Below are 24,575 nucleotides of genomic sequence, written 5' to 3'. Positions count from 1 at the left end.
GCGATGCGACGCCCGCGTCCCGACTTCGCGACATTCAGCCGATCAGCTGCTGGCGACGCGCGATGGCGGCGGCCTCCGTGCGGCTGCCGGCGCCCAGCTTTCCGAGGATGTTGGAGACGTGCACGGAGACCGTCTTCGTGGCGATGAACAGCTGCTTGCCGATCTCGCCGTTGCTGCGGCCCGCGGCGACCAGCGCCAGGATCTCACCCTCCCGCGGGGTCAGCGTCATCGAGGCCTGCTGCTGCTTGACCGGCGTCGCCCCGAGCGACTTCAGCTCGTCGAGCAGCGGCTGCAGGCCGAGCCGCTTCGCGCCCTCCCTGGCCTTGTCGGCGGTCGCCCGCGAGGCGGCGACGTCGCCGGTCGCTCGCTGGATCACGGCGTACGTCGTGCGGACCGCGGCGAGCCCGGGCACGTCGCCGTAGGCCTCGACCTGCTGCTCCGCGCGCTCCCATGCCGCCAGGAGCGACTCCTGGGGCGGGGCGTCGATGCCGGCCAGCCAGTGGACGCGGAGCGTCTCGGCCTCGAGCCGCGCGGTCCAGGCCTGCCCCTCCGGGCCCCACTCGCCCGGCTGGTACTGCGCGACGACATGCTCGCCGTCGCTGTGCAACCCGTCGACGGCCTCCACCAAGGCGGGCCACTGCGCCGCCGGGAGCGACGGCAGCATCTGCGCGATCGCGGACGCGGCCACGACCGCCAGCCGCACCCGGCCGCCGAACCACTCGGTCCAGAACTGCGAGAGCATCTCGACGGTGTCGGCGTAGACCTGCAGCACCTTCGCGTGGTCGCCCGCACGCCCCGCCGCTGACATCTCCACGGTGGCCCCGAAGAGCGCGATCAGGCCCTCCTGGCTCCAGAACGGACGCAGCGCCGCGGCCGCTTCACCGTGGTTCGCGCCGCGCGCCTGCTCCATGATCATCCGGAGCATGTCGAGGAGGGCGACCGGGATCGGCGGCGCGTCGGGGAGGTTGCCGCCGGCGAGCGCCAGCGCCTCGTCCCACTCCCCCAGGATCATCTGGATGCGCACGATGTCGGCCCGGGCGGCGGAGACGAAGGGCGACCACTGCAGCGACTCGCCGCCGGTGTCGTCGAGCACGGCACGGAACCACTTCAACGCCTCGGCGAAGTCTCCGGCCTCGTCGTAGGAGCGGCCGAGGGCGAACATCCCCCGGCTGACCGCGTACGTCGAGCCGACCTGTCGCGCCTGGTCGATCGTCTCGCGCAGCACCTGACGGAAGCCCTCGACCTTGCTGCCGGCCGCGCTGCCCGTGCGCACCTTGAGCATCGACAGGCTGGTGGCCATGTCGGAGGCGAGCTTGGAGAGGCTGTGGCGCTCGGCGATCTCGATGCCTTCCAGGCCGACGGTCTCGGCCTCGTCGGCACGCCGGAAGGCGACCAGCGTGCGGGTGCGCACCGCGAGCACCGCGCACCGCGCCTTGGGCTCGGCGTCGTCGGGGAGCGCCAGCACGGCGTCGTGGGAGTGGCGAAGCGGGTCGCCGCTCTCCATCGCGTGGGCCGCCTCGGCCCTCGTCGCGAGCAGCAGCGCCCGCGCCACGGACGGCCCGCTCGGGATCACGCCCAGCCGCTCGCCCAGGATCGCGTCGGCCCGTGAGGGCAGGCCCGCGAAGATGAGCGTGTCGGCGGCGCGCTCGTAGACGCGGTCGAGGTTGACCTCCGCCGCCTCGGCGATCTGCGGGTCCGCGGCCAGACCCAGCGCCTTCTCGTAGTGCTGCGCCGCCTCGCCGACACCGCTGACGCTGCGGGCCTCCTCGGCCGCGGCGATGCGGGCGCGCAGGGCGGTGGGGAGATCTCCGGCCCGCTTGGCGTGGAGCGCGAGCTCGGCGGCCGCCCCGAGCCCGGGGGTCTCCTTCAGCACCGCGGCGAAGCGGGCGTGCAGCCGCACCCGCTCGCCGGGCAGCAGGTCGTCGTAGACCGCCTCGGTCAGCAGCGCGTGGCGGAAGGTGTAGCGCGACCCCGTCGGCTCGAGCACCTTCTGCTCGACCGCGGTGCGCAGCGCGTCGTCGAGCTCGTCGGTCTTCATCTCGGTCACCGCGGCGAGCAGCTCGTGGGTGACGCGACGCCCCGCGATCGACGCCGTGCGTACGACGCTCCGGGCCGCTCCGTCGAGCCGGTCGAGGCGCACCAGCAGCAGGTCGGCGAGGTCGACCGGGAGATCCTCGTCGCAGCCGGCCTGCACCAGCTCCTCGACGAAGAAGGCGTTGCCCTCGGCGCGGCGTACGACCCGTTCGGCGTCGACCTTGCCGCTGGCCAGCTCGTGGACCAGCAGCCGCACCGAGTCGTCGGTGAGCGGCTCGAGCACGATCCGCTCGACCGCAGGCAGCCGCGCCCACTCACCGACCTGGCGGCGCAGCGGATGGCGGCGGTGGATGTCGTCGGCGCGATAGCTCGCGACCACGGCGACCGCGTTGTCGAAGGGCCGGGTGAAGAGATAGGTGAGCAGGTCGCGGGTGGACTCGTCGGCCCAGTGGGTGTCTTCGACCACGACCAGCAGCGGCGCCTTCTCGGCGGCCGCCTCGAAGAGGGTGTGCACGGCGTCGAAGAGCTGGCCCCGGTCGGTGCCGGTGGCGGCAGCGCCGTGGTTGGCACCCATCACCCGGCGCACCGGACGCAGCCTGGCCAGCGCCGGGTAGTCGGCCGCCACCCGCTCGACGACATCGGGGAAGTCGGTGACGATCCGGTCGAGGATCTCCGAGAACGGCATGTAGGCCACCGCGCTCTCACCGAAGTTGACGCAGTGTCCGGCGTGCACCTGCCAGCCGTCGGCGACCGCACGGTCACGCAACGCGGTGAGCAGCCGGGTCTTGCCGACGCCGGCGTCACCGGCCAGCAGCACGTGCTGGCGGTCGCTCGCGGGCGATCCGGCCGACTCAGCCGACTCGGGCGACGTCTCGGCAGAGGTGGGCCCCACCCCGAGCAGCCCGGTGAGACTCTTCAGCTCGGGATCGCGGCCGACGAAGGACCGAGCACTTTGCGCCATGTCGCCTATCATCGCGCGTTCCGGCTCGGGATTCTTCTGCATTTACCCGCTCCGAGGTCTCAGTTGTGGATCGAGTCCATCCGGCGGGGGCGGCGGCGCTTGACCTGGCGCGCGAGCCGGTCGGCGGCGGTGGCACGACGGATGGCCTGCTGGCGGTAGCGAAGCTCGGCGTCGTAGCTGATCAGGTTGGTGTACGTCATGCATCCAGCCTCAGTCTCTGAGGTAGTGCGGCACATGAGTCTCCTGCCTTAGACGTACGCCTGTGCTGCCTCATTCGCCCGTGACGTGCGTCTCAGGGCGATCTCCCGGGCCGATCTCCCAGGCCGATCTCTCAGCCCGACGCCTCAGTCGACCAGGCCGCGGCGGCGCCCGATCGCGGCCGCCTCCGTCCGGCCGGAGGCGCCGAGCTTGCCCAGGATGTTGGAGACGTGCACGGAGACGGTCTTGGTCGAGATGAACAGCTGCTTGCCGATCTCGCCGTTGCTGCGGCCGGCGGCGACCAGGGCGAGGATCTCGCTCTCGCGGGCGGTGAGCTGGTCGGAGGAGCCGGTCTGCGACCGCTGCGGCGTGGTGCCGAGCGTACGCAGCTGATCGAGCAGCGGCTGGGCACCCAGCTGTGTGCCGGCCTCGCGGGCCAGATCGGCCAGCCCGCGGGCTCCGGCGACGTCGCCACCGGTTCGGAGCACCTCCGCCAGCCGCACGCGCGACCAGGCGAGCTCGTGCACGTGCGGGTAGGCCTCGAAGGTGGTCACGCTCTTTCGCCAGGCGGCGACGAGGTTGTCCTGATCGGGCGGCTCGATGCCGGCCAGCCAGTGCGCACGCAGCCCCTCCGCCTCGAGCCGAGCCGACCACGCCTGCCCCTCCAGCCCCCAGTGCCGGTCCGGCCCGACCGGCCGCATGCCCTCGGCGACGATGCGGTCCACCTGTGTCGTCACCTGCCGGCGCTCGCCGACCGGCAGCGCCGGGATGGTCACGCAGATCGCGCCGACCGCGATCGCTGAGAGCCGCGCCTGGGCGGCGAACCACTCTCCCCAGCCGGCGGTGAGAGCCTCGACTCCGGCGTCATAGGCCTCGATGACGCCGCCGACGTCACCGCGGTGCGCGGCGGCCCTGATCTCGACCGGCACCGACTCGCTGGCGGTGGCGACCTCCTGCTTCCACGACGGCCGCAGCCGCCGCGCCTCCGCGCCGACGTCCGCGCCGCGGCCCTGCTCGATCATCAGCCGCTTCGACTCCAGCCACGGCCACAGCGCCGGCGGGATGCCGTAGGCGTCGGTGAGCGCGAGCGCGTCGTCCCACCGGCCGATGGTGTGGAGATGGCCGAGCCACGCGATCCGGGCGTCGAAGGCGTAGGGCGCCCACGGGACGCCCCGTTGCACGCCGAGCTCGAAGGCGCTGCGGTGGTTCTCGCCGGCCTCGTCGAGCCGGTCGGCGGCGTCGAGGGCGAAGCCGAGCTGGATCCGGGCGCGCAGCTCCGGGTGCAGCGCACCGACCTTGGCGGCCCTGGCGACAGCCTCGCGCAGCGGCTCGATCCAGGCCTGCGACGGACGGCCCCACGAACCGGCCAGCGTCGCCGCGACATCCGCGGCGAGGCCGGTGCGGCCGAGCTCCTCGGCCAGCGCCAACGCCTCGCGACCGGCCTTCTCGGCGTCGTCGTGACGGCGGTAGATCATCAGCACCCGGGCGTACGCCGCGAGCAGCCGGGCGCGCACCATCGGCGGAGCGTCGGCGGGCAGCTCGGCGATCGCCGCCTCGGCGAGCGCCTCCACCCGGACGTCGTTGACATAGGCGAAGCTGGTCTCGATCTCGACCGTCATCAGCTGCGCGCGCCACAACCCGGGAGCATCCGCCGGGAGCGACTCGCGCTGCTCACGGGCCAGTTTTCCGGCGCGGTCGGCGTGCCCGGCGGCGACCATCGCGTCGCTGGCCTTGACCACCAGGTCGACGAGACGCTGGGTGTCGTCGTCGGAGTGGCTGCGGCCGGCGAGCAGCGCGATCGCCTGCTGATAGTGCTGAGAGGCCTCGTCGGGGCCACCGGTCGCCGCAGCCTCGTCACCGGCCGCGATCCCGGCGCGCAACGCGGTCTCGTGGTCGCCGGCGAGACGAGCATGACGCGCGAGACCGGCCGCGTTGCCCGTGGTGAGGTCACGGTTCAGCGCCTCGACATACCGCTGATGGAGCCGCACCCGCTCCCCCGGGAGCAGGTCGTCGTAGACCGCTTCGCCGAGCAGCGCGTGCCGGAAGAGGTAGTAGCCGTCGTCGCGCGACACCAGGATCGCGCGCTCGATCGCCTGCCGCAGCCCCGCGTCGAGGGCGGTCCGGTCGAGTCCGGCGACGGCCTCGAGCAGCTCGTCGCTGACGTCGCGACCGGCGGCGCTCGCGGTGTCGACCACCTCTCGTGCGGTCGCATCGAGCTGCTCCAGCCTGATCAGGAGCAGGTCGGCGAGATCCCAGGGCAGCTCGTCGGCACCGGCGGCCTGCACCAGCTCCTCGACGAAGAAGGCGTTGCCGTCAGCGCGGCGTACGACGCTCTCCACGTCGAACCCGGCATCGGGGTCGCCGGCGAGCTCACCGACCAGGAGGCGTACGTCGTCGTCGGAGAGCCGGCCGAGATGGAACCGCTCGACCGAGGGCAGCCGGGTCCACTCGGCGAGCTGGCGGCGCAGCGGGTGGCGGCGGTGGAGATCGTCGGCCCGGTAGGACACCACCAGCGTGACCGGCCCGTCGAACGGCCGGGTGAAGAGGAAGGTCAGCAGGTCACGGGTCGACTGGTCGGCCCAGTGGGCGTCCTCGACGAGCACCAGCACCGGCGCCTTCGCGGCCGCGCGCTCGAGCAGCGCGTGGATCGCGGCGAAGAGGTTGCCCCGGTCGAGCGCCTCCTGGTCGGCGGTGTCGGCTCCGCCGAGCAGGCGCGCCACCGGGGCCATCCGCAGGAGCGCCGGGTGGGTGTCGGCGACCTGGGTCACCACCTCCGGGAGAGCGCCCGTGACCTGGCCGAGGATCTCGGTGAACGGGAGGTAGGCCTCCGCGCTGTCGCCGAAGTCGAGACAGTGCCCGACCAGCACCTCGCGGCCCTCTGCGACCGCTCGGGTGCGCAGCTCGCGCAGGAGCCGGGTCTTGCCGACGCCGGCGTCACCGGCGAGGAGCACGTGGCTGCCCCGGGACGCCCGGGCGATGCCGACCAGCCCGGCCAGGGTCTTCAGGTCGGCGTCGCGGCCGATGAGCCTCTCGGCACTTTGCGCCATGAGCGACATCATCGCGTGATCCGCCGCCCTCGGGCTGTCATTTTTCGAGGCCCGGACATGGAACAACGCCGAGCCGGATCGCTCCTGCTCGGCGTTGTGGTGCCACGACCGCATCTCAACGGGTGCGGTTGCGTCGCGCCTGACGGGCCTGGCCGGCCCGCTGGTGCTTGGCCAGGTCCTGCTTGATCTGCTGGCGGCGGTACTTGACCTCTGCTTCGTAACCCACGCTGGTGTACATCTCGGTCTCCTGTGCTGGTTCTTCGTCGGTGTCGTGCTGACATCGAGAAGACTCCTCCGCTGAGGTAGGCGGCAGGATCGGTCGCGCGCCCTACTTTGCGACCTGGGGCACTGCCCCTGCGCCTTAGGCGGGAGACTTCACCTATGGAGTTCTCCGAGGTCGTACGCCGCCGCAAGATGGTTCGCAGCTACAGCAGCGATCCGGTGGAGCCTGAGGTGCTCGACAGGATCCTCCACAACGCCACCCGGGCACCGTCGGCCGGCTTCTCCCAGGGCTGGGGCTTCCTCGTGCTCGACACCGCCGCGGACGTGCGCCGCTACTGGGAGGCGACGGCCGACGTCAGCGCTCCGGACACGTGGCTCACCGGGATGATGCAGGCGCCGGTGATCGTCATCCCCTGCTCCTCGAAAGCTGCCTATCTCGACCGCTACGCCGAGCCCGACAAGGGCTGGGACGATCGCGACGAGGCCCGCTGGCCGATGCCGTTCTGGCACATGGACACCGCGATGGCGACCATGCTGATCCTGCAGACCGTGGTCGACGAGGGCCTCGGCGCGCTCTACTTCGGCATCCCGCCCGAGTCGGACCGCGCGGTGCGCGACGCCTTCGGCATCCCCGACACCTTCGACCCGATCGGCGCGGTCACCATCGGACATCCTGCGACCGGCGGCGCCAAGGGGTCACCCACCCGCCGCAGGCGTACGCCGGTCGACGACGTCGTCCACCGCGGTCGCTGGTAGCGCCCGGCGGCGACCGGGCCGGTCAGCGCTCGGCGCGGGCCGCCCCACGAGCAGCCGCGGAGTCGGACCCACGCACGTGCGAGACGGCCATCGCGAGATCGGCCAGCCGCGGCGTCACGACGTTGAGGATCTCGTAGACCGAACCGAACGCACCGTCGACCGTCACGGGCCGGTCCTCCAGCGCCCGGACGACGCGCTCGGCGCACTCCTGCGGGCTCTCCCCGCGACCTTCGTACTCCGCGGTCGGTGCGATCATCGGCGTACGCACGATCGCGACGCGCATGTTGGTGCAGGTCACGTTGTCGAAGTAGGCCTCGCGGCTCAGGATCCGTCCGAAGACGTCGAGGGCCGACTTCGCGGCGATGTAGGCGGCGAACCTCGGAGCCTTGATCTGGTTGCCCCAGGTGACGATGTTGACGATGTGGCCGAAGCGCTGGGCGCGCATGGCGGGCAGCAGCCCCATCGTGAGCCGCACCGCGCCGAAGTAGTTCACCGCCATCATCCGCTCGAAGTCGTGCATACGGTCATAGGTCAGCTCCAGCGAGCGCCGGATCGACCGGCCCGCGTTGTTGACCAGGTAGTCGACCGCCCCGTGCTCGGCCAGCAGCCGCTCGACCAGCGCGTCGATCGAGTCGCCGTCGGCCATGTCGACGCGATAGGCCGACGCCCGCCCGCCGGCCTCCTCGATCGCGGCACCCACCCGCTCCAGCTCGTCGACCCGGCGCGCGGCGAGGAGCACGTGGGCGCCACGTCGGGCGGCGGCGTACGCCGTCGCCTCACCGATGCCCGAGCTGGCGCCGGTGACCAGCACGGTGCGGCCGCTGAGCGGGCCGGGACGGCCGGTCACCGCCCGGATCGTGCGGGCGACACGCGCCCGAGGTGACTGCAGGAGCGGAAGCGAGAACAGGCTGACCACGCCTGCACCCTAGGCCTCAGCGGCGGTCGAAGGTCACGTGGGTGACTCCGCTCGGGGTGGTGGTCGAGGCGACCTCGTAGCCGTCCTCGAGCGCCTCCACCCCGTCCCACAGCCGTACGCCGCGGCCCAGGACGATCGGGGTGACGACCACGTGCAGGTGGTCGACGAGACCGGCCGCGAGATACGCGCGGAGCGAGGACGGGCCGCCGCCGAGGCGTACGTCCTGGCCGTTGGCGGCCTCGCGGGCCTCGGCCAGCACGTCCTCGATCGAGGCGTCGCGGAAGTGGAAGGTGGTGCCGCCCTCCATCTCGACCGGCTCCCGGGGCCGGTGGGTCAGCACGAAGGTGGGCGTGTGGAACGGGGGCTCGTCGCCCCACCAGCCGGTCCAGTCGGCGTCGTCCTGCCATCCCGGCGGACCGAACTTGTTGGCGCCCATGATCTCGGCGCCGATGCCCTCCCAGGCGCGTCGGGCGAAGACGTCGTCGGGTTCGGCGGCCGGGTCGACCTCCACCCGCTCCCGGTCACCGCTGGCGCCCTGGAACGTCGCGGTCGGGAAGAACCACTCCATCAGCCGCATGCCGGCGTGGCCGAACGGCGTCTCCAGGCTCTGACCCTCGCCGGTGGCGAAACCGTCGAGCGAGATGCCGATGTTGTGAGCGCGTACGCGTGCCATGTCCATCTCCTCATCCGCCGCCCTGACGGCGGCTCGTCACCCTGACGTCGAACCAGCAGCCGACAGATCGACAGTCACGGTCACGTCGAGTCACTGGTTCTTGGCGTTGAGCCTCATCTTCGCGATCTGGTTCTTCAGCTCGTCGAGGAAGAGCGACCGGATGCTCTCGGTGTCGAGCGCGCCGTTGACACCACGCAGCTTGCCCTCGGCGAGCTTGACGCAGACGGTCGACCATGCCGCGCCGATGGCGACCGTGAAGCCGGCCGCGACGGTGGCGTTGATCGCCCCGCCGCCGACGGCGCCGAAGCCGGGCACGAACTTGAGCAGGTTGCCGGCCACGGAGCGCCCGGCCTGGGTGGCGGCGGCGGTGGCCGCGATGGAGGCCATCGCCGCCTTGTCGACCTCGATCCCGAAGATCGCCGAGATCCTGGCCATCATGCCCAGCTGGATCGGCACGAGCACCACCGCGTCGGAGAACGGGATCGGCGTGACCCCGGCGGCACCGGCCGCCGTCGCGGCACCGGCGATCACCGCGTTGGCCTGCTCCTGCTTACGTTTGACATCCACCTTCTGCGCCGCGGTGAGGGCGTCCTGTACGCCTTCCGGCGCGCAGCGAAAGGTGGCATCGACCAACGCCTGCAGCCCGTGCACCTGCTGACCGGAGAAGTCGTCGGCCTTCGCGTTGGTCAGATAGACCCGCGAGCCGTAGACGGGCAGCGCCCGCTCATCGATCTGCTGGGCGAACTCGACCGCGTCGGGGTGGTAGTCGCCGGTCGGCGAGGTCGGCACCTGCGTCATCACGAGCACCACCGGCAGCCCGAGGTCGGCGAGCTTGCGGACGAACTCGGCCTCGGTCTCCTCGAAGCGGCGGTCGGCGAAGCGGATGGCGTACCAGGCCACGTGGATCTGCTCGGCCGGCGGCCGACGGCGCCGCTCCTGGATCACCTTGGCGAGATCCTTGATCACCCGGTCGCCCTCGACGCCGATCTCCAGCCCCTGGGTGTCGAGCAGGCCGAAGAAGCCGCTCGTGTGCAGGTAGAGCGTCGACTCCCTCGTCACCGGCTCACCGATCCCGGTCTTGGCGACCTCGGCCCCGAAGACGGCGTTGACCAGCGTCGACTTCCCGACCCCGGTCTTGCCGAACAGGGCCAGGTTGAACCTGCCGATCTCCTTGGCGGACTCGGCATACCGCTTGTGGAACTCGTCCTTGAACCAGCCGTGGGATGCGAAGTTGTTCACGGCGGTCAAGGATGCCATCAGGCACCCACAAAGCATCGGCTCCATTTCGCTCCCGCGCGGGTCGCGGCGGGTCTACCCTCCCAGGCATGACTCTTCGGACCCGTCTCACCTGGGCCGTCGCGCTGGGCGCCTCGGCAGTGCTGGTCGCCCCGATCTCCTCGGCCCAGGCTGTCGAGCCCGCCGTCACCGACATCAGCGTCACCCACTGGGACGGTGTCGGCGACTTCGTGAAGGGCACCTCGAAGAGCCTCAGGCCTGGTCCCCACTCCTCCTTGAGGATCGCCGGAGACGGCGCCGGCACGGTCTCCTACACCGACCCGTTCGGCGACGGCAGCGCACGCACCTACGACTACGGCACCTGGACCTCGCCGGTGGTCGAGACGGGCTATCCGGTCGACGAGTCGGTCACCTCGTGGAACCTCGACACCCCGACCGGCACCTGGGCCGAGATCCAGTTCCGCGGTCGCAAGGCCGACGGCGCCTGGACGAAGTGGTTCGTGATGGGCCGCTGGACGGCGGGCGACGACTTCGCCGCCGGCGACATCCACCGCACCTCGCTCGACGGCCAGTCCGACACCGACGCGGCGCTCTACACCGACACGTACGTCGCGAAGACCGGCCACGAGCCGGACGCGTTCCAGACGAAGGTCACCCTGCTGCGTCCCGAGGGTGCGACCACCTCACCGAGCCTGCGGTCGGTCTCGACGATGACCAACGAATACCTCCCCGACTCCGCCTATCCCGGCACCAGCGAGCCCACCCTCGACCGCGAGATCGATCTCGGGCTGCCCCGGTTCAGCCAGAACATCCACCGAGGCGAGTATCCGGAGTTCGGTGGCGGTGGACAGGTCTGGTGCTCGCCGACCTCCACCTCGATGGTGCAGTACTACTGGGGTCGCGAGGTGCCGCCCGCCGAACTCGCCGACATCGAGGCGCCCAACGGCGACCCGCAGGTCGACTACGCAGCGATCAACGCCTGGGACTACGCCTACGAGGGCGCGGGCAACTGGCCGTTCAACACCGCCTACGCCCATCGCTGGGGCCTCGACTCCTTCGTCACCCGGATCCGCTCCCTGGCCGAGGCCGAGCGGTTCATCGAAGCCGGCATCCCGCTCGTCTTCTCGCTGAGCTTCACCGAGGAGGAGATGCCCGAGGCCGGCTACGGCACCGACGGCCACCTGGTCGTCCTGGGCGGCTTCACAGCCGACGGCGACCCGATCATCTACGACCCGGCGAGCAACACCAACGAGGGCGTACGCAACGTCTACACCCGGGTCAACTTCGAGCGGGTCTGGCAGCAGGCCACCGACGGTGTCACCTATGTCATCCACCCCCACGACGTGAAGCTGCCGCGCAACGTCCCCGGTCAGGCCCACAACTGGTGAGCGTCCACAGGTGAGCATCGACGTCGTCGCGGCCCTCCAGGCCGCCGTGCGGGCGCCCACCGTCAGCGACCGCGACGAGTCGCTGATCGACGAGCAGGCGTTCGTACGCCTCCACGCGGTGCTCCGCGAGCACTTCCCGCTGCTCCACGAGCATCTCGAGCTGATCCGCGTCCCCGAGCACGGGCTGCTTTTCTGCTGGCGCGGGGCCTCGAGCGAGAGGCCCGTCGTGCTGATGGCCCACCAGGACGTGGTGCCGGTGACCGGGCAGGACTGGAGCCGCGACCCGTTCAGCGGCGAGGTGGTCGACGGCGTCATCCACGGCCGCGGCACGCTCGACGACAAGGGCTCCCTCATCGGCATCTGCGCCGCGGTGGAGGCGCTGCTGGCCGAGGAGTTCGTGCCCGCCCACGACGTCTGGCTCTCCTTCGGCTCCGACGAGGAGATCTCCGGGCGCGCTGCCCAGGGCGCCGTCGCCGAGCTGCGCTCACGCGGGGTGCGGCCGTGGTTCGTGATCGACGAGGGCGGCGCGATCGCCTACGACGCGTTCCCCGGCGTCAAGACCCCGGTCGGGGTGATCGGGGTGGCCGAGAAGGGAACCACCTCGGTCGAGCTGCGGGTGACCGGCGACGGCGGCCACTCCTCGACGCCGAGGCGCAACGCGCCCACGGTGCGGCTGGCGCGGGCGCTGACCCGGCTCGACCGGGTGCGGATGCCGGTGAGCATGCCGGCGCCGACCGTGGAGATGTTCGGCAGGCTCGCGCCGCACGCGCCGGCGCCGCTGCGCCCGTTGATGGCCAACGCCGCCCGGCTCGCCCCGGCCCTGACCCGGGCGCTGGTCCGGCTCGGCCCGGAGCCGGCCGCCCTGGCGCGTACGACGGTCGCGATCACCACGCTGCAGGGCAGCCCGGCGCTCAACGTCATCGCGACGGTCGCCACCGCGGGCGTCAACCTGCGGGTCATGGTCGGCGAGACGGTGGCGGAGGTGGTCGAGCGGCTGCGCGAGGCGATCGCCGACGACTCCGTCGAGATCCGCGTCGTCGAAGACGGGCCACCCTCACCGGTCTCCCCGCGCGACGAGGCCTTTCACCACATCGAGACCGTGATCGACGAGGTCTTCCCGGAGGCCGTCGCGGCGCCCTACATCATGCTCGCCGCCACCGACTCCCGGCACTTCTATGAGATCTGCGACCGGGTCTACCGGTTCGCGCCGTTCCGGATGACGGCCGAGCAGCGGGCCTCGATCCACGCCGCCGACGAACATCTCGGGGTCGACGACCTGCTCGACGGCGTGCGCTTCTACCGGAGGCTGATCGAGGAGCTGTGAACGCCGAGTCCCCCACGCTCGTCGACAGGACCGCCCGCGGCATCTGGGTCGTCGTCGGCTTCCTGGTCGCCGTCGAGTTCGCCAGCGGCATCCTGCAGGGCTACTACACGCCGATCTTCAGCGACCTCGCCGACCATCTCGGCGTCTCCGACGCCGACCTCAACTGGCTGGAGGCCGCGCAGCTGATCGTCTCGGCGCTCTGCGTGCCACCGCTGGCCCGGCTCGGCGACCTGATCGGCCACAAGAAGGTGCTCCTGCTGGCCACCGGCATCACCGCGCTCGCCACCTGGTGGACCGTGGTCGCGCCCGACTTCGGCTCGTTCCTGGTCGCCTGGGCGATCCAGGGTGCCTACGTCATCTGGCTCCCGCTCGAGGTCGCCATCATCCACAAGCGCACCGGTGGCGACACCGCGCTGACCCGGCGCGCCGCCGGCGTGCTGGTCGGCGCCCTGGAGCTCTCGGTGATCATCGGCGCGGTCGCCGCCGGGGCCCTGGTCGGGGTGCTCCCGATGTGGGCGATCCTCGCCTTCCCGGCGGTCGCGGTGACCGCGGTCTTCGTGGTCATCGCCGTCGGCATCGAGCGCGACTCCGGCACCAGCGACGGTGCCTTCGACTGGCTCGGGCTCGCGGTGCTCACCATCGTGCTCGGCCTGGTCATGGCGGGTCTGGTCGGCGTACGCGTCCTCGGCGGCGGGTCGCTGCTCGCCTGGGGTCTCGTGCTCGTGGGGCTGGTCGCGATCGTCCCGTTCTGGCGCATCGAGACCGCGGTCGACGACGCCGGACGGGCCGAGCCGCTGGTCGACGTACGCCTCCTGGTCTCGCGTGCGCAGTGGCCGGTGCAGCTGACCGCGTTCCTGTTCGGGATGTCGGTGCTGGGCGCGCAGATCCCGCTGTCGACGTTCGCGCGCACCGACCCGGAGGTCGTCGGCTACGGGCTCGGAGCGGGGGCGGGGTTCGTGTCGGCGCTGATCGCGGAGTACGTCGTCTTCATGGCGATCAGCGCGTTCGCGCTGCCGCTGACCTCGCGCTGGTTCGGTGCGGCGCGTGCCCAGGCGGTCGCCTGCTTCTGCGTGGCGGTCGGCTATCTGCTCTGGCTCCCCCTCCACACCGAGCTGTGGCACGGGCTGCTCGCCATGGCCGTCATCGGTCTCGGCTCCGGCACCCTGGTCGCCTCCCTCCCGGCGGCCGCCGCGGCCGCCGCCCCGGCCTCTCGCACGGCCTTCGCCACCGGCATGACCAACGCGACCAAGACGGTCGGCGGTGCGATCGCGTCCGCGGTCTTCGCGATCGCGCTGGCGGCCGACGGCTCCATCGCCGACGCCGGGCTCGGCCACGCGCCGTTGTCGGGATATCTGACGGTGTGGGCGGTCTGCGGCCTGGCCGCCGCCGTGGCGGGCGCGATGCTGCTTTCCTCCCGTCGGTAAACTCGTGAACGCTGGAGGTGACCACATGCCCGAGAGCGAAGACTGGCCGGAGGGCCGTCCGGAGGAGCGCACGCAGCAGCTCGACGCAGACGCGAGCAAGGCTGCGGCCGCCGCCCGCATGCGTGACCAGGTGAAGTGGGTCGATCTGCAGGTGCAGCAGGCCGTGCAGCGCGGGGAGTTCGACGATCTTCCCGGCGCCGGGAAGCCGATCAAGAACCTCGACCGCGACCACGACCCCGACTGGTGGGTCAAGCAGCTCGTCGAGCGCGAGCAGATCGTCATGCTCCCGGCCTCGGTCCAGCTCCGCAAGGACGACGCCGCCCTCGACGACCTGCTCGACAAGCAGACCAGCGACGACGGCGCCCGCAAGATCGTCGAGGAGTTCAACGAGCGGGTCATCGCCGCCCGCTACGGCGCCCCGGAGGGCCCGCCGCTGATCACCATGCCCCGCGACGTCGACGCCACCCTCGAGGCCTGGCGCGAGCGCCGGGCCGCTCGCGCGGAGGCCGCCCGGCACGACGTACGCCGCCGAGCGGCCACGGCGAAGCGCCGCTGGTGGCAGCGGCGCTGAGCTCAGCTGGCCCGCGCGGAGAAACGGGAGCGATAGCGCCCCGGGGAGACACCGACCTCGGCGGTGAACCCGGCCCGGAAGGTCACCGGTGAGTAGTAGCCGGCCTCGTGGCTGACCCGGTCGATGGAGAGGTCGGTGGTCTCCAGGAGGGTCTTGGCGACCGCGATCCGCTCGGCGCCCACCCACCGCATCGGCGTCGTCGCGAGGTCGCGCTGGAAGCGTCGGGCAAGAGTTCGCGGTGAGACCGCGGCGGTCGCCGCCAGACGCTCGAGGGTGATGTCGCCGTGCAGGTTCGCCCGCAGCCAGGTGCGCAGCTCGTCGAGCCAGTGCGCCTGCTCGGTGAGCGGGTCGGCGGCGACGTACTGTGCCTGGTCACCGTCCCGGTGCGAGGCGATCACCAGGTTGCGGGCGATGGTGTTGGCGGCGTGCTGGCCGTGGTCGGTGCGGATCAGGTGGAGGCACAGGTCGAGCCCGGCGGCCGACCCGGCGCTCGTGAGCACGCCGTCGTCGACGTAGATCGCCCGCGGGTCGAGCTCGACCCCCGGATGCGTACGCCGGAACAGCTCGGCCCACCGCCAGTGGGTGGTCGCGCGCCGCCCGTCGAGCAGCCCGGCCTCGGCGAGCGCGAACGCACCGGTGCACAGCGCCACCATCCGGGCTCCGGCCTCGGCGGCCCGGCGCAGCTCGCGCACCAGGGTCGCGCTGATCGACTCGTCGGGCCGCACCGCGGGCACCAGCACGGTGTCGGCCTCGGCCAGCGCCGACATCGGCCGCTGGGGCATCAGGCGCGGCCCGCCGTGCACCCGCACGCCCCGCAGGTCTCCGCAGAGCACCACGTCGTAGAGGGGGCTCGCGTCGTGGTCCCAGTCGTAGCCGAGCGCCTCGAGCGGCATGCCGACCTCGAAGAGCGTCATGCCGTCGACGACCGGGATCGCGACGGTCGGCTTGGTCGTGTGAGCTTCGACGATGGCCATGGCAGAAATCTATCACTCTTCGTCCATCCTGCCACTCCTCCAGCAGGCTCGTCACGACCACGATGGAGTCATGACCACGAACCGGAAGAACCCCAGCAAGCTCCGCGCCACCGTGCGCGCCACCCTCGCCGGCATCGACGCCGGCGCGAAGATCCGCCACGGCTCCAAGGTGCCGACCAACCATCCGTCCCGGCGACGATGACGGCCGGGAAGTGACCTGCCGCACCAGAACCGGACGGCCAGCGGACGGCGTACATGGGAGCAGTTACCGGCCGTTATGGTGTCGCCATGAGCCACAAGAGCCCCAAGGACTTCTTCGCACCGTTGGCGGTGGGCGCCCCCACGCCGCCGCGGGAGATCCCGGCGCGGCCCAGCCGCGCGATCCACTTCTTCGACCCGTCCAACCCGAAGATGGCCGCGAAGGTGCCCGCGATGGTCGGCACCGTCGACGTGCTGCTCGGCAACCTGGAGGACGCCGTCAAGGCCGACAACAAGGTCGCCGCGCGCGAGGGCCTGGTCGAGATCGCCAAGGCCACCGACTTCGGACCCACGCAGCTGTGGACCCGGATCAACAGCCTCGACTCCCCGTGGGTGCTCGACGACCTGATCACCCTGGTCACCGAGATCGGCGACAAGCTCGACGTCGTCATGGTGCCGAAGGTGCAGGGCCCCGAGGACATCCACTACGTCGACCGGATCCTCGCCCAGCTCGAGGCCAAGGGCGGCGTCGAGCGGCCGATCCTCATCCACGCCATCCTCGAGACCGCGCGCGGCGTGGCCAACGTCGAGGACATCGCGCTGGCCTCCCCGCGCATGCAGGGCATCTCGCTGGGCCCCGCCGACCTCGCGGCCGACCGCAAGATGAAGACCACCCGCGTCGGCGGTGGCCACCCCGGCTACCTGGTCCGCCAGGACCCGAAGGACGGCGACATCCAGGGCGAGCGCACGATCTTCCAGCAGGACCTGTGGCACTACACGATCGCGAAGATGGTCGACGCGTGCGCCGAGGCGGGGATCTACCCCTACTACGGCCCCTTCGGCGACATCACCGACGTGGTCGCGGCCGAGGACCAGTTCCGCAACGCGTTCCTGCTCGGCTGCGTCGGCACCTGGAGCCTGCACCCCAAGCAGATCGAGATCGCCAACCGCGTCTTCTCCCCGAGCGTCGAAGACATCAAGCACGCCCGCCGCGTGGTCGCCGCCATGGGCGACGGCACCGGCGCGGTCATGCTCGACGGCAAGATGGAGGACGACGCCTCGCTGAAGCAGTGCCTGGTGCTCGTCGACCTCGCCGAGGAGCTCGCGGCCATCGACCCGAAGCTCAAGGAGCTCTACGACACCATCGAGGTGGACTGATCATGACCGAGCAGACCCTCCGCCCCCGCCGCTCCGTCCTCTACATGCCCAGCTCCAACGAGCGGGCCCTGGAGAAGGCGAAGTCGATCCAGGCCGACGCGCTGATCCTCGACCTCGAGGACGCGGTCGCCCCTGAGGCCAAGCCCCAGGCACGCGAGAACGCCGCAGCCGCGGTGGCCTCGGGTGAGTACGGCAGCAAAGAGCTCACCATCCGCATCAACGGCGCCGACACCGAGTGGCACGCCGACGACCTGGCCGCAGCCGCGAAGGCCGCGCCCGACGCGATCGTGGTGCCCAAGGTCAACAGCGCCCAGCAGGTGCACGACCTCGTCGCCGCCTTCGAGAAGGCCGGCGTGCCGGAGCAGACCAAGCTCTGGGCGATGATCGAGAGCCCGTACGCCATCCTCCACGCCGAGGAGATCGCCTCGGCCTCCGAGCGGCTGACGGTGCTCGTCATGGGCACCAACGACCTGGTCAAGGAGCTGTACGTCGACCACGTCCCGGCCCGCGCCAACCTGGTCACCAGCCTCCAGCTGGCCGTGCTCGCCGCACGCGCGAGCGGCAAGGTCATCCTCGACGGCGTCTACAACAACGTGAAGGACGCCGAGGGCTACGCGGCCGAGGTCGATCAGGGCCGCATCTTCGGGTTCGACGGCAAGACCCTGATCCACCCCGCCCAGGTCGAGGGCGCCAACGCCGGTTTCGCCCCGAGCGAGCAGGCCGTCGAGGACGCCCAGGGCCTCATCGAGACCTGGGAGGCGAGCGACGGCGGCGTGGTGACCTACAACGGCAAGATGGTCGAGAACCTCCACGTCGAGTCGGCCCGGCGCACCCTGAGCATCGCCGCCGCGATCGCCGATCTCTGACCCAGCAGTCCCGGGATACCCCCGCCAGTATCTAATCTGTTACCAACTTCAAATTTTTTGGCCCATTTAGTAACAGTGAGCGGAGGAGAAGGTGACAACTCCGCGAGATTCTGGTGGGGTATCCAGGCGCGCGGCTCCACCCCACTGACTATGCGCGCAGGAGACAGAGTTCATGACTGATCAGAACTATCGGCCGCGACCGCTCAAGCGTCCGGTCGACGGTGTCGCCCCCGACCCGCTCGAGATCGCCGCCCGTGCTCTCGAGGGCATCCAGCCCGCGACCGAGTCGTGGTTCACCAACCCGAACCTGCACGCCGCCCCCGGGCAGGCGCCGGCGCCGCGCTACACGCCCTACTCCCCCGCGCCTCGCGACGGGCAGATCCCGGGCGTCGACGGGTTGCCGCAGCGTACGCCCGGCGCGTCTCGCGCCCCGCAGGGTTCGCCGCGACCCGACGCCAGCTTCTTCCAGCCGGCTCGCCCGAGCCACCGCCGCCCGATGCCGGCGCACGACCAGCTGCCACAGCAGGCCTTCCAGCCGAACCCCTACGCCGCGCAGCAGCCGCGCCTGCACCCCGCCCGGCCGATGATGTACGCCAACCCGGCGATGCCGGCCTACGCCGCCGCCCAGGCGCCGACCCACAAGCCGTCGTTCATCGACCAGGGCCCCGAGGCCGAGGGCCGTGGCCGCGGCAAGAAGGCGATCCTGCTGCCGCTCGCGGCGATGGCGATCGCCTCGGCCGCCATCGGCGCCTTCGCCCAGGCCAACGTCGGCCCCGAGACCGACGTGCAGGCCCAGACCCAGCAGGTCAAGGCCCACTCGAACCAGATCGACGCCTCGCCGGTGATCGAGTACGTCGGCGACCAAGAGGTCGTCGGAGCCCCCGGCGTCATCGTCCCCGACGGCTCGGTCCCGTCAGCCGAGATCTCGCCCGCGGTCGAGCGCGCCACGGCCGGAGGCAAGCACTCCAGCGGCAACTACGACGCGCCCTCCAGCGCCGAGTCCTACGGCGGCTCGCACTCCTCGAGCGGCACGGTCTCCGCCCCGAGCGGCGACAGCGGCAGCGGTGGCGGCGACCAGACCTCGGACCCGGCTCCCGCCCCGGCTCCGGCACCTGCCCCCGAGCCGGAGCCCGAGCCCGAGCCTCAGCCGGAGCCCAAGCAGCCCACGCTCGGCGAGAACGTGGTCGCGCCGACGCTCGACGCGACCACCGGCGTCGTCGGCACCCTCACCGGGATCAACCTCGACCTGACCCGGTGATTCCGGCTCGGTAAAACCTGACGATTGCTCCCAGCGGGCCGCGACCTCCACAGGTCGCGGCCCGCTGCGTACGTTCCGGGTGGTTTCAGCATGGCCCGAACGGATCATTCAGAAATAGATCCCCGACCCCGATAACTTCTCGCGTTTTCTCTCGTTTGAGCGATGTGCCACCCCTTAACTCGGGAGTGCGCCAGGTTCCCCCGGATCTGGCAGGTGGCACGGCCCCGTTGCGGGGATCTTGGGGGATCCCCACCGCAGAATCGGAGTCCAACCAACAATGCGAAGCATGCGTACGCTCGTGCTGTCCGCAGCCGCCGCCGCTCTTACCGGTGGCGTCCTGGCTGTGCCGGCACCCTCACAGGCCGCTCTGACGACTACCTCCTTCGGGATGTTCGCCAACGGCTTCGGCACCCGCGTGACCGGCGGCCAGCTGCCGGCCAACTCGGGAGACCTCGGATACCAGACCGTCGGGTGCACCCGTAAGGCTGGTCACGACGTCAGCAACAACACCGCCGGCGCGAAGGTGCCCGGCCTCGGCAAGATCGGCGCTACCGAGACCCGGCAGCGCACCGTGAAGTCCGGCAAGTCGGTCAAGGTCATCTCGACCCACAAGATCGCCAACGTCGTCCTGAACAACAACAAGCTCGGCAAGGTCACCGTCGAGGGCCTCAGCTCCACCTCGCAGGCGTGGTGGAACGGCAGCGGCTACAAGTCGGACGCCACGTCCGACGTCGCCCGCGTCGTCCTCGACCCGGCCGGCCCCGGCCCGAAGCACGAGCTCAAGGTGCCGGGCCGCGACAAGCCGCTCGTCATCCCGGGCATCGCCACGATCGGCCTGGGCAACGTCACCGAGCGTTCCAACGCCAACGGTGCGATGTCCTACGCCAACGGCATCTACATCAAGCTCCACGGCAGCGACTCCGAGGTCATCGTCGGTCGCTCGCGCGCGGACATCAACGGCAAGGTCTACTCGGGTGTCTTCGGTGGCTTCGGTGCCGCTGTCGACGCCAGCGCCCTCGGCGGCAAGGTCGAGGTCGGCAAGAACCCGCTGACCAACGTCGTCTGCACCGGCACCAAGGGCAAGGAGCTCTCCAAGTCCCTCGCGGGTGTCCCGCTGGGTGACGCCGGCAGCATCGTGAACGTCAAGGGCCTCTCGAGCGGTCAGCGTTCGAGCCAGACCAAGACCTCCGCCACCGGCTACAGCTTCGGTGAGGTTGCCAACGTCAACATCGGCAAGGGCGCCATCCGCATCGAGGCGATCCGTGCTCAGGCCAACGCCAAGTACACCAAGGACAAGGGCACCTCGACCTCCACGTCGGGCACCAAGTTCGGTGACATCTACATCCAGGACAAGAAGGTCTCCCTCGAGCAGCTCCGCTCGGCGCTCTCCCGCGTCGACATCCCGGGCCTCCTCAAGATCGAGACCAACGTCGTCACCAACCGCAGCAAGAAGCTCGTCGAGGTCGTCGCCCTGCGACTGACCCTCCTCGACGCGACCGAGGGCACCAAGTCCCACGTCAACATCGGTCACGCGCGCTTCGCGGTCAACCCTGACCGGTGATGTGCTGATCGACTGAGACCGTCTTCTCGAGGGTCCTCAGAAACGGCCCGCGGCCTGACCAGGTCGCGGGCCGTTCTTCTTTTTGAAGTTACTCGTGGGTAGTATCCCACCTACCCTTACGCGACCGAGCCGAGCACAGGCATTAGGCTCGGTCCCATTCCGGCAGTCCTGCCCCTGATGAGGAGCGCCCAGGCATGTTGCAGATCATCGCCATCGTCTTGTGTCTAGCGACAACGGTGGCCGCCGTCTATCTGACGACCAAGGCGGTCAGGTCGATGCTCGCGGTCATCAAGATCGGTACGCCGATCAGCCGCGTCGATCAACCGTTGGCACGAACACTGACGATGTTGAAGGAGACCGTCCTCCACACGCGCATGCTGCAGTGGACCTGGGTCGGCATCCTGCACTGGTTCGCCTTCGCGGCGTTCATCGTGCTCTCCACGGCAGTCGGTTCGGCCTACTTCCAGCTGTTCTCCGCCGACTGGACGATCCCGTTCATCGGGAAGTTCTTCCTCTACGAGTGGGTCGCGGAGGGTCTCGGCCTGCTCGGCGCGCTGGGCATCATCCCGCTGATCATCTACCGGCTCATGCACCAGCCGAAGAAGCTGGGCCGCGGCACGCGGTTCTACGGCTCGGTCATGTGGCAGGCGTTCTTCGTCGAGGCCATGGTGCTGCTCGAGTCGATCGCGATCCTGTTCATCCGCGGTGCGGAGTACAACCTCGCCCTGGCGCACGGTGGCGAGCACGCCGAGCACGCCACCGGCTTCCACTTCCCGCTCGCGCAGTTCTTCGGTGGCCTCTACCCGACCGGCCACGGCTCCATCGGCTCGCTCGAGAACATCATCTACGTCATCGCGAGCTTCAAGATCCTCTCCGCGCTGATCTGGCTCATGGTGATCTCCTCCAACCTGACGATGGGTGTCGCCTGGCACCGCTTCACCGCCTGGTTCAACATCTGGTTCAAGCGCGAGCCGGGGTCGCGTACGTCCGACTCCGAGGGCGCCCGCCCGCTCGGCACCGCGCTCGGCTCGATCAAGCCGATGCTCATCGACGGCAAGCCGGTCACCCTCGAGGACGTCGAGGAGGACCGCATCCCCGAGGACGCGATCCTCGGTGTCGGCTCTATCCAGGACTTCTCCTGGAAGGGCATCCTCGACTTCACCACCTGCACCGAGTGCGGTCGCTGCCAGTCGCAGTGCCCCGCCTGGAACACCGAGAAGCCGCTCTCGCCGAAGCTGATGATGATGGCGATGCGCGAGCACGCGTACGCCGCCGCCGGCGACTCGGACCTCAAGGAGAAGCCGCTGGTCGGCAAGGCCGACGGCGCCCCTGAGGGTGCCGAGGGCAACGCCGAGGTGCTCGACTGGTTCTACAACCCCGAGGACGGCGGCTTCGTCATCGACGAGGACGTGCTCTGGTCCTGCACCTCCTGCGGTGCCTGCGTCCAGCAGTGCCCCGTCGACATCGAGCACGTCGACCACATCATGGACATGCGCCGTTACCAGGTGCTCGTCGAGTCCAACTTCCCCTCCGAGCTCAACGGCCTCTTCAAGGGCCTCGAGGGCAAGGGCAACCCCTGGAACATGAACGCCAACGCGCGCATGGACTGGGCCAAGGACCTGCCCTTCGACGTCAAGGAGGTCGGCAAGGACATCGAGTCGCTCGAGGAGGTCGACTGGCTGTTCTGGGTCGGCTGTGCCGGGGCGTACGAGGACCGTGCCAAGAAGACCACCCGCGCCGTCGCCGAGCTGCTCGACATGGCCGGGGTCTCCTTCGGCGTGCTCGGCAACGGCGAGACCTGCACCGGTGACTCCGCTCGCCGCGCCGGCAACGAGTTCGTCTTCCAGGGCCTGGCTCAGCAGAACGTCGAGACGTTCAAGGAGTTCAAGGTCAAGAAGGCCGTCACCACCTGTGCTCACTGCTTCAACACGTTGAAGAACGAGTACAAGGAGTTCGGCATCGAGCTCGAGGTCGTCCACCACACCCAGCTGCTCAACCGGCTCGTACGCGAGGGCAAGCTGACCCCGGTGGCCGACGGTGCCGGCGCCCACAAGCGCTCGATCACCTACCACGACCCGTGCTACATCGGTCGGCACAACGGTGTCTACGAGCCGCCGCGTGAGCTGCTCCAGATCATGCCGGGTGCCGAGTACAAGGAGATGCCCCGCAACTCCGAGCGTTCCTTCTGCTGTGGTGCCGGTGGCGCCCGGATGTGGATGGAAGAGAAGATCGGTTCGCGGATCAACGAGAACCGTACGGAGGAGGCCGTCGCCACCGGCGCCGACCAGATCGCCGTCGGCTGCCCGTTCTGCCGCGTCATGCTCTCCGACGGTCTGACCAAGGCCCAGTCCAGCGGTGGCGCTCGCGAAGAGGTCGAGGTGCTCGACGTCGCGCAGATGCTGCTCGCGTCCGTCAAGGGTGAGCAGGCCACCAAGCTGGCCCCGGGCCAGGGCGAGAAGGTCGGCGCCACCGCCAAGGCGGCACCGGCCGGCAAGTCCGCTCCGGCCGACAAGGCCGGCGCCGACTCAGACGGCGGCGGCTCGTCCGCCGGTGGGGCTGCCGTTGCCGGCGGCGCGGCTGCTGCCGGAGGCTCGTCGCTCTTCGACTCGCCTGCCGAGGAGGAGACGAAGAAGGCTCCCGCCGACGCCTCCTCGCTCTTCGACACGCCTGCACCGCAGGAGCCCGCCTCCGGCGGTGCTTCGGGCGGCGGGTCGCTCTTCGACACCCCCGCCCCGGCTGCCGAGCCCGAGAAGCCCGCGAAGCCCGCCGAGCCGGAGAAGCCCGCCGACACCACCGGTGGCTCGCTGTTCGACGTACCTGCCGACGAGCCGGCTGCGCCCGAGGCGAAGTCGACCCCGGCTGCCGAGAAGCCTGCGACCGAGGCCCCCGCCGAGAAGCCTGCTGTCGACCTGGGGGCCGGTGGCTCGCTGTTCGACGTGCCGGCCACCCCCGCCGAGGAGGCCAAGCCGGCTCCCGAGGCGAAGGCCGCACCCGCTGCCGCCGAGCCCGAGGCGCCCGCCGCTGCGGAGACCTCAGACACGGCCTCGGGCACCACCCCGGCCGAGCCGAGTGTCGACCTCAACGCCGGTGGTTCGCTCTTCGATCTGCCGGCCCAGGAGCCCGAGGCGGCTCCTGCCAAGGCGCCCGAGGCTGCTGCTCCGGCACAGGCCGCTCCGAGCGAGGCTGCTCCCGCAGAGCCTGCCGCTCCTGCGGAGCCCGCTCCGGCGGCGCCTGCCGCTCCGGCGGCGGCTGCCGAGGCCACGGCCGCTGGTTCGGGAGCGACCTCGGAGCCCAGGAGCGACGTCGACTTCGACAACCTCGGCTCGCTCTTCGACATCTCGGCTCCGGAGGGTGCGGTCGCCGCCTCGGCAGCTCCCGCCCCGCAGGCTCCGGCTCCCCAGGCTCCGGCCGAGGAAGCCCCTGCCGAGGCCGCTCCGGCCGAGGACACCGCCGTCGAGGCGGCGCCCGAGGCAGAGGCACCGGCCGAGGCAGAGGCGCCGACCGAGGAGGCCGAGGCACCTGCTGAGGCCGAGCCTGAGGAGGCGCCTGCCGAAGCCGCGCCGACGCAGGAGTCGAAGCCGGCCCCGGCCGCGAGCGGCGAGGCCCACACGCCGCGTACGGACGTCGACATCCACGACTCAGGGTCGCTCTTCGACCTCTGATCCCGGCGCAGTCCGCTGCACCAGCCGATGGCACCTTGCGAGCAATCGCAAGGTGCCATCGTCGTCTACGGCGAAGGTCGAAGCGTCACGTCTGCAGGTCGAGTGGGCACGTACGTGCCCACTCGACCTGCAGACGTGACTTCTCGGC

General features: G+C 70.7%; 19 protein-coding genes. 11 read left to right on the top strand and 8 right to left on the bottom strand.

Annotated elements, in window-relative coordinates; translation table 11 throughout:
* Window positions 1–34 precede the first annotated feature (34 nt).
* The 4 genes from FB381_RS03290 to FB381_RS24405 all read right to left on the bottom strand — a co-directional run bounded on the left by FB381_RS03290 (window position 35) and on the right by FB381_RS24405 (window position 6,478).
* On the bottom strand, window positions 35–2,995 hold the full coding sequence (locus FB381_RS03290) for a helix-turn-helix transcriptional regulator (RefSeq protein ID WP_170225038.1): 2,961 nt from the start codon (window positions 2,993–2,995) through the stop codon (window positions 35–37).
* A gap of 59 nt (window positions 2,996–3,054) precedes the next feature.
* Window positions 3,055–3,195, bottom strand: coding sequence for a hypothetical protein (locus FB381_RS23800; RefSeq protein WP_170225037.1), 141 nt, complete (start codon window positions 3,193–3,195; stop codon window positions 3,055–3,057).
* 144 nt (window positions 3,196–3,339) lie between these two features.
* Window positions 3,340–6,240, bottom strand: a complete 2,901-nt coding sequence (locus tag FB381_RS24410) for a helix-turn-helix transcriptional regulator (RefSeq protein WP_170225036.1) — start codon at window positions 6,238–6,240, stop codon at window positions 3,340–3,342.
* 115 nt (window positions 6,241–6,355) lie between these two features.
* Window positions 6,356–6,478, bottom strand: coding sequence for a hypothetical protein (locus FB381_RS24405; RefSeq protein WP_281285026.1), 123 nt, complete (start codon window positions 6,476–6,478; stop codon window positions 6,356–6,358).
* 143 nt (window positions 6,479–6,621) lie between these two features.
* Between FB381_RS24405 and FB381_RS03280 the strand changes: the two genes are divergently transcribed.
* The gene (locus tag FB381_RS03280; protein WP_141778962.1) at window positions 6,622–7,218 is read left to right on the top strand and encodes a nitroreductase family protein; all 597 of its coding nucleotides are present in this window, start codon (window positions 6,622–6,624) and stop codon (window positions 7,216–7,218) included.
* A gap of 22 nt (window positions 7,219–7,240) precedes the next feature.
* Here the strand turns inward: FB381_RS03280 and FB381_RS03275 are convergent, their stop codons facing one another.
* The 3 genes from FB381_RS03275 to FB381_RS03265 all read right to left on the bottom strand — a co-directional run bounded on the left by FB381_RS03275 (window position 7,241) and on the right by FB381_RS03265 (window position 10,046).
* Window positions 7,241–8,134 (bottom strand): SDR family NAD(P)-dependent oxidoreductase, encoded by an 894-nt coding sequence (locus FB381_RS03275; protein WP_141778961.1) that lies wholly within the window; start codon window positions 8,132–8,134, stop codon window positions 7,241–7,243.
* 16 nt (window positions 8,135–8,150) lie between these two features.
* Window positions 8,151–8,807 (bottom strand): dihydrofolate reductase family protein, encoded by a 657-nt coding sequence (locus FB381_RS03270; protein WP_141778960.1) that lies wholly within the window; start codon window positions 8,805–8,807, stop codon window positions 8,151–8,153.
* A gap of 90 nt (window positions 8,808–8,897) precedes the next feature.
* The gene (locus tag FB381_RS03265; protein ID WP_246087940.1) at window positions 8,898–10,046 is read right to left on the bottom strand and encodes a GTPase family protein; all 1,149 of its coding nucleotides are present in this window, start codon (window positions 10,044–10,046) and stop codon (window positions 8,898–8,900) included.
* 86 nt (window positions 10,047–10,132) lie between these two features.
* Between FB381_RS03265 and FB381_RS03260 the strand changes: the two genes are divergently transcribed.
* The 4 genes from FB381_RS03260 to FB381_RS03245 are packed head-to-tail and all read left to right on the top strand — an operon-like array spanning window position 10,133 to window position 14,750.
* Window positions 10,133–11,431: a C39 family peptidase gene (locus FB381_RS03260; RefSeq protein WP_141778958.1), complete on the top strand. Its 1,299-nt coding sequence runs from the start codon at window positions 10,133–10,135 to the stop codon at window positions 11,429–11,431.
* Window positions 11,432–11,441: 10 nt separating this feature from the next.
* On the top strand, window positions 11,442–12,755 hold the full coding sequence (locus FB381_RS03255; protein WP_141778957.1) for a M20/M25/M40 family metallo-hydrolase: 1,314 nt from the start codon (window positions 11,442–11,444) through the stop codon (window positions 12,753–12,755).
* Complete coding sequence (locus FB381_RS03250) at window positions 12,752–14,179, top strand: MFS transporter (RefSeq protein WP_141778956.1); 1,428 nt, start codon at window positions 12,752–12,754, stop codon at window positions 14,177–14,179. The genes FB381_RS03255 and FB381_RS03250 overlap by 4 nt, the downstream gene beginning before the upstream one ends.
* A 25-nt stretch (window positions 14,180–14,204) precedes the next feature.
* A complete protein-coding gene (locus FB381_RS03245; protein WP_141778955.1) occupies window positions 14,205–14,750 on the top strand; it encodes a DnaJ family domain-containing protein in 546 nt (181 codons plus the stop codon).
* Window positions 14,751–14,752: 2 nt separating this feature from the next.
* On the opposite strand, the gene FB381_RS03240 is transcribed toward FB381_RS03245, so the two are convergent.
* Window positions 14,753–15,724, bottom strand: a complete 972-nt coding sequence (locus FB381_RS03240) for a GlxA family transcriptional regulator (RefSeq protein WP_141778954.1) — start codon at window positions 15,722–15,724, stop codon at window positions 14,753–14,755.
* Between the two features lie 70 nt (window positions 15,725–15,794).
* Between FB381_RS03240 and FB381_RS24400 the strand changes: the two genes are divergently transcribed.
* The 6 genes from FB381_RS24400 to FB381_RS03220 all read left to right on the top strand — a co-directional run bounded on the left by FB381_RS24400 (window position 15,795) and on the right by FB381_RS03220 (window position 24,427).
* Window positions 15,795–15,926, top strand: a complete 132-nt coding sequence (locus FB381_RS24400; protein WP_281285025.1) for a hypothetical protein — start codon at window positions 15,795–15,797, stop codon at window positions 15,924–15,926.
* An 86-nt stretch (window positions 15,927–16,012) separates the two neighbouring features.
* The gene (locus FB381_RS03235) at window positions 16,013–17,080 is read left to right on the top strand and encodes an HpcH/HpaI aldolase/citrate lyase family protein (protein WP_141778953.1); all 1,068 of its coding nucleotides are present in this window, start codon (window positions 16,013–16,015) and stop codon (window positions 17,078–17,080) included.
* 2 nt (window positions 17,081–17,082) lie between these two features.
* Entirely contained in the window at window positions 17,083–17,946 is an 864-nt protein-coding gene (locus FB381_RS03230) for an HpcH/HpaI aldolase/citrate lyase family protein (protein WP_141778952.1), read from the top strand.
* Window positions 17,947–18,118: 172 nt separating this feature from the next.
* Window positions 18,119–19,204, top strand: a complete 1,086-nt coding sequence (locus FB381_RS23795; RefSeq protein ID WP_170225035.1) for a hypothetical protein — start codon at window positions 18,119–18,121, stop codon at window positions 19,202–19,204.
* Window positions 19,205–19,490: 286 nt separating this feature from the next.
* On the top strand, window positions 19,491–20,765 hold the full coding sequence (locus FB381_RS03225; protein ID WP_141778951.1) for a choice-of-anchor P family protein: 1,275 nt from the start codon (window positions 19,491–19,493) through the stop codon (window positions 20,763–20,765).
* Window positions 20,766–20,959: 194 nt separating this feature from the next.
* On the top strand, window positions 20,960–24,427 hold the full coding sequence (locus FB381_RS03220) for a (Fe-S)-binding protein (protein WP_141778950.1): 3,468 nt from the start codon (window positions 20,960–20,962) through the stop codon (window positions 24,425–24,427).
* The last annotated feature ends 148 nt before the right edge of the window (window positions 24,428–24,575 follow it).

This window comes from Nocardioides albertanoniae (assembly GCF_006716315.1).
In the GTDB taxonomy this organism is placed as follows: Bacteria; Actinomycetota; Actinomycetes; order Propionibacteriales; family Nocardioidaceae; genus Nocardioides; species Nocardioides albertanoniae.
Note: the sequence above shows the minus strand (reverse complement) of the source record. Positions and strands in the feature narration are given on the sequence as shown.

What these genes read in the sequence shown, in the direction of transcription:
- FB381_RS03290 (WP_170225038.1), bottom strand. Translation starts at nt 2,995, where the DNA reads ATGGCGCAAAGTGCTCGGTCCTTCGTCGGCCGCGATCCCGAGCTGAAG.
- FB381_RS23800 (WP_170225037.1), bottom strand. Translation starts at nt 3,195, where the DNA reads ATGACGTACACCAACCTGATCAGCTACGACGCCGAGCTTCGCTACCGC.
- FB381_RS24410 (WP_170225036.1), bottom strand. Translation starts at nt 6,240, where the DNA reads ATGGCGCAAAGTGCCGAGAGGCTCATCGGCCGCGACGCCGACCTGAAG.
- FB381_RS24405 (WP_281285026.1), bottom strand. Translation starts at nt 6,478, where the DNA reads ATGTACACCAGCGTGGGTTACGAAGCAGAGGTCAAGTACCGCCGCCAG.
- FB381_RS03280 (WP_141778962.1), top strand. Translation starts at nt 6,622, where the DNA reads ATGGAGTTCTCCGAGGTCGTACGCCGCCGCAAGATGGTTCGCAGCTAC.
- FB381_RS03270 (WP_141778960.1), bottom strand. Translation starts at nt 8,807, where the DNA reads ATGGCACGCGTACGCGCTCACAACATCGGCATCTCGCTCGACGGTTTC.
- FB381_RS03260 (WP_141778958.1), top strand. Translation starts at nt 10,133, where the DNA reads ATGACTCTTCGGACCCGTCTCACCTGGGCCGTCGCGCTGGGCGCCTCG.
- FB381_RS03245 (WP_141778955.1), top strand. Translation starts at nt 14,205, where the DNA reads ATGCCCGAGAGCGAAGACTGGCCGGAGGGCCGTCCGGAGGAGCGCACG.
- FB381_RS03240 (WP_141778954.1), bottom strand. Translation starts at nt 15,724, where the DNA reads ATGGCCATCGTCGAAGCTCACACGACCAAGCCGACCGTCGCGATCCCG.
- FB381_RS24400 (WP_281285025.1), top strand. Translation starts at nt 15,795, where the DNA reads ATGACCACGAACCGGAAGAACCCCAGCAAGCTCCGCGCCACCGTGCGC.
- FB381_RS03235 (WP_141778953.1), top strand. Translation starts at nt 16,013, where the DNA reads ATGAGCCACAAGAGCCCCAAGGACTTCTTCGCACCGTTGGCGGTGGGC.
- FB381_RS03230 (WP_141778952.1), top strand. Translation starts at nt 17,083, where the DNA reads ATGACCGAGCAGACCCTCCGCCCCCGCCGCTCCGTCCTCTACATGCCC.
- FB381_RS23795 (WP_170225035.1), top strand. Translation starts at nt 18,119, where the DNA reads ATGACTGATCAGAACTATCGGCCGCGACCGCTCAAGCGTCCGGTCGAC.
- FB381_RS03225 (WP_141778951.1), top strand. Translation starts at nt 19,491, where the DNA reads ATGCGTACGCTCGTGCTGTCCGCAGCCGCCGCCGCTCTTACCGGTGGC.
- FB381_RS03220 (WP_141778950.1), top strand. Translation starts at nt 20,960, where the DNA reads ATGTTGCAGATCATCGCCATCGTCTTGTGTCTAGCGACAACGGTGGCC.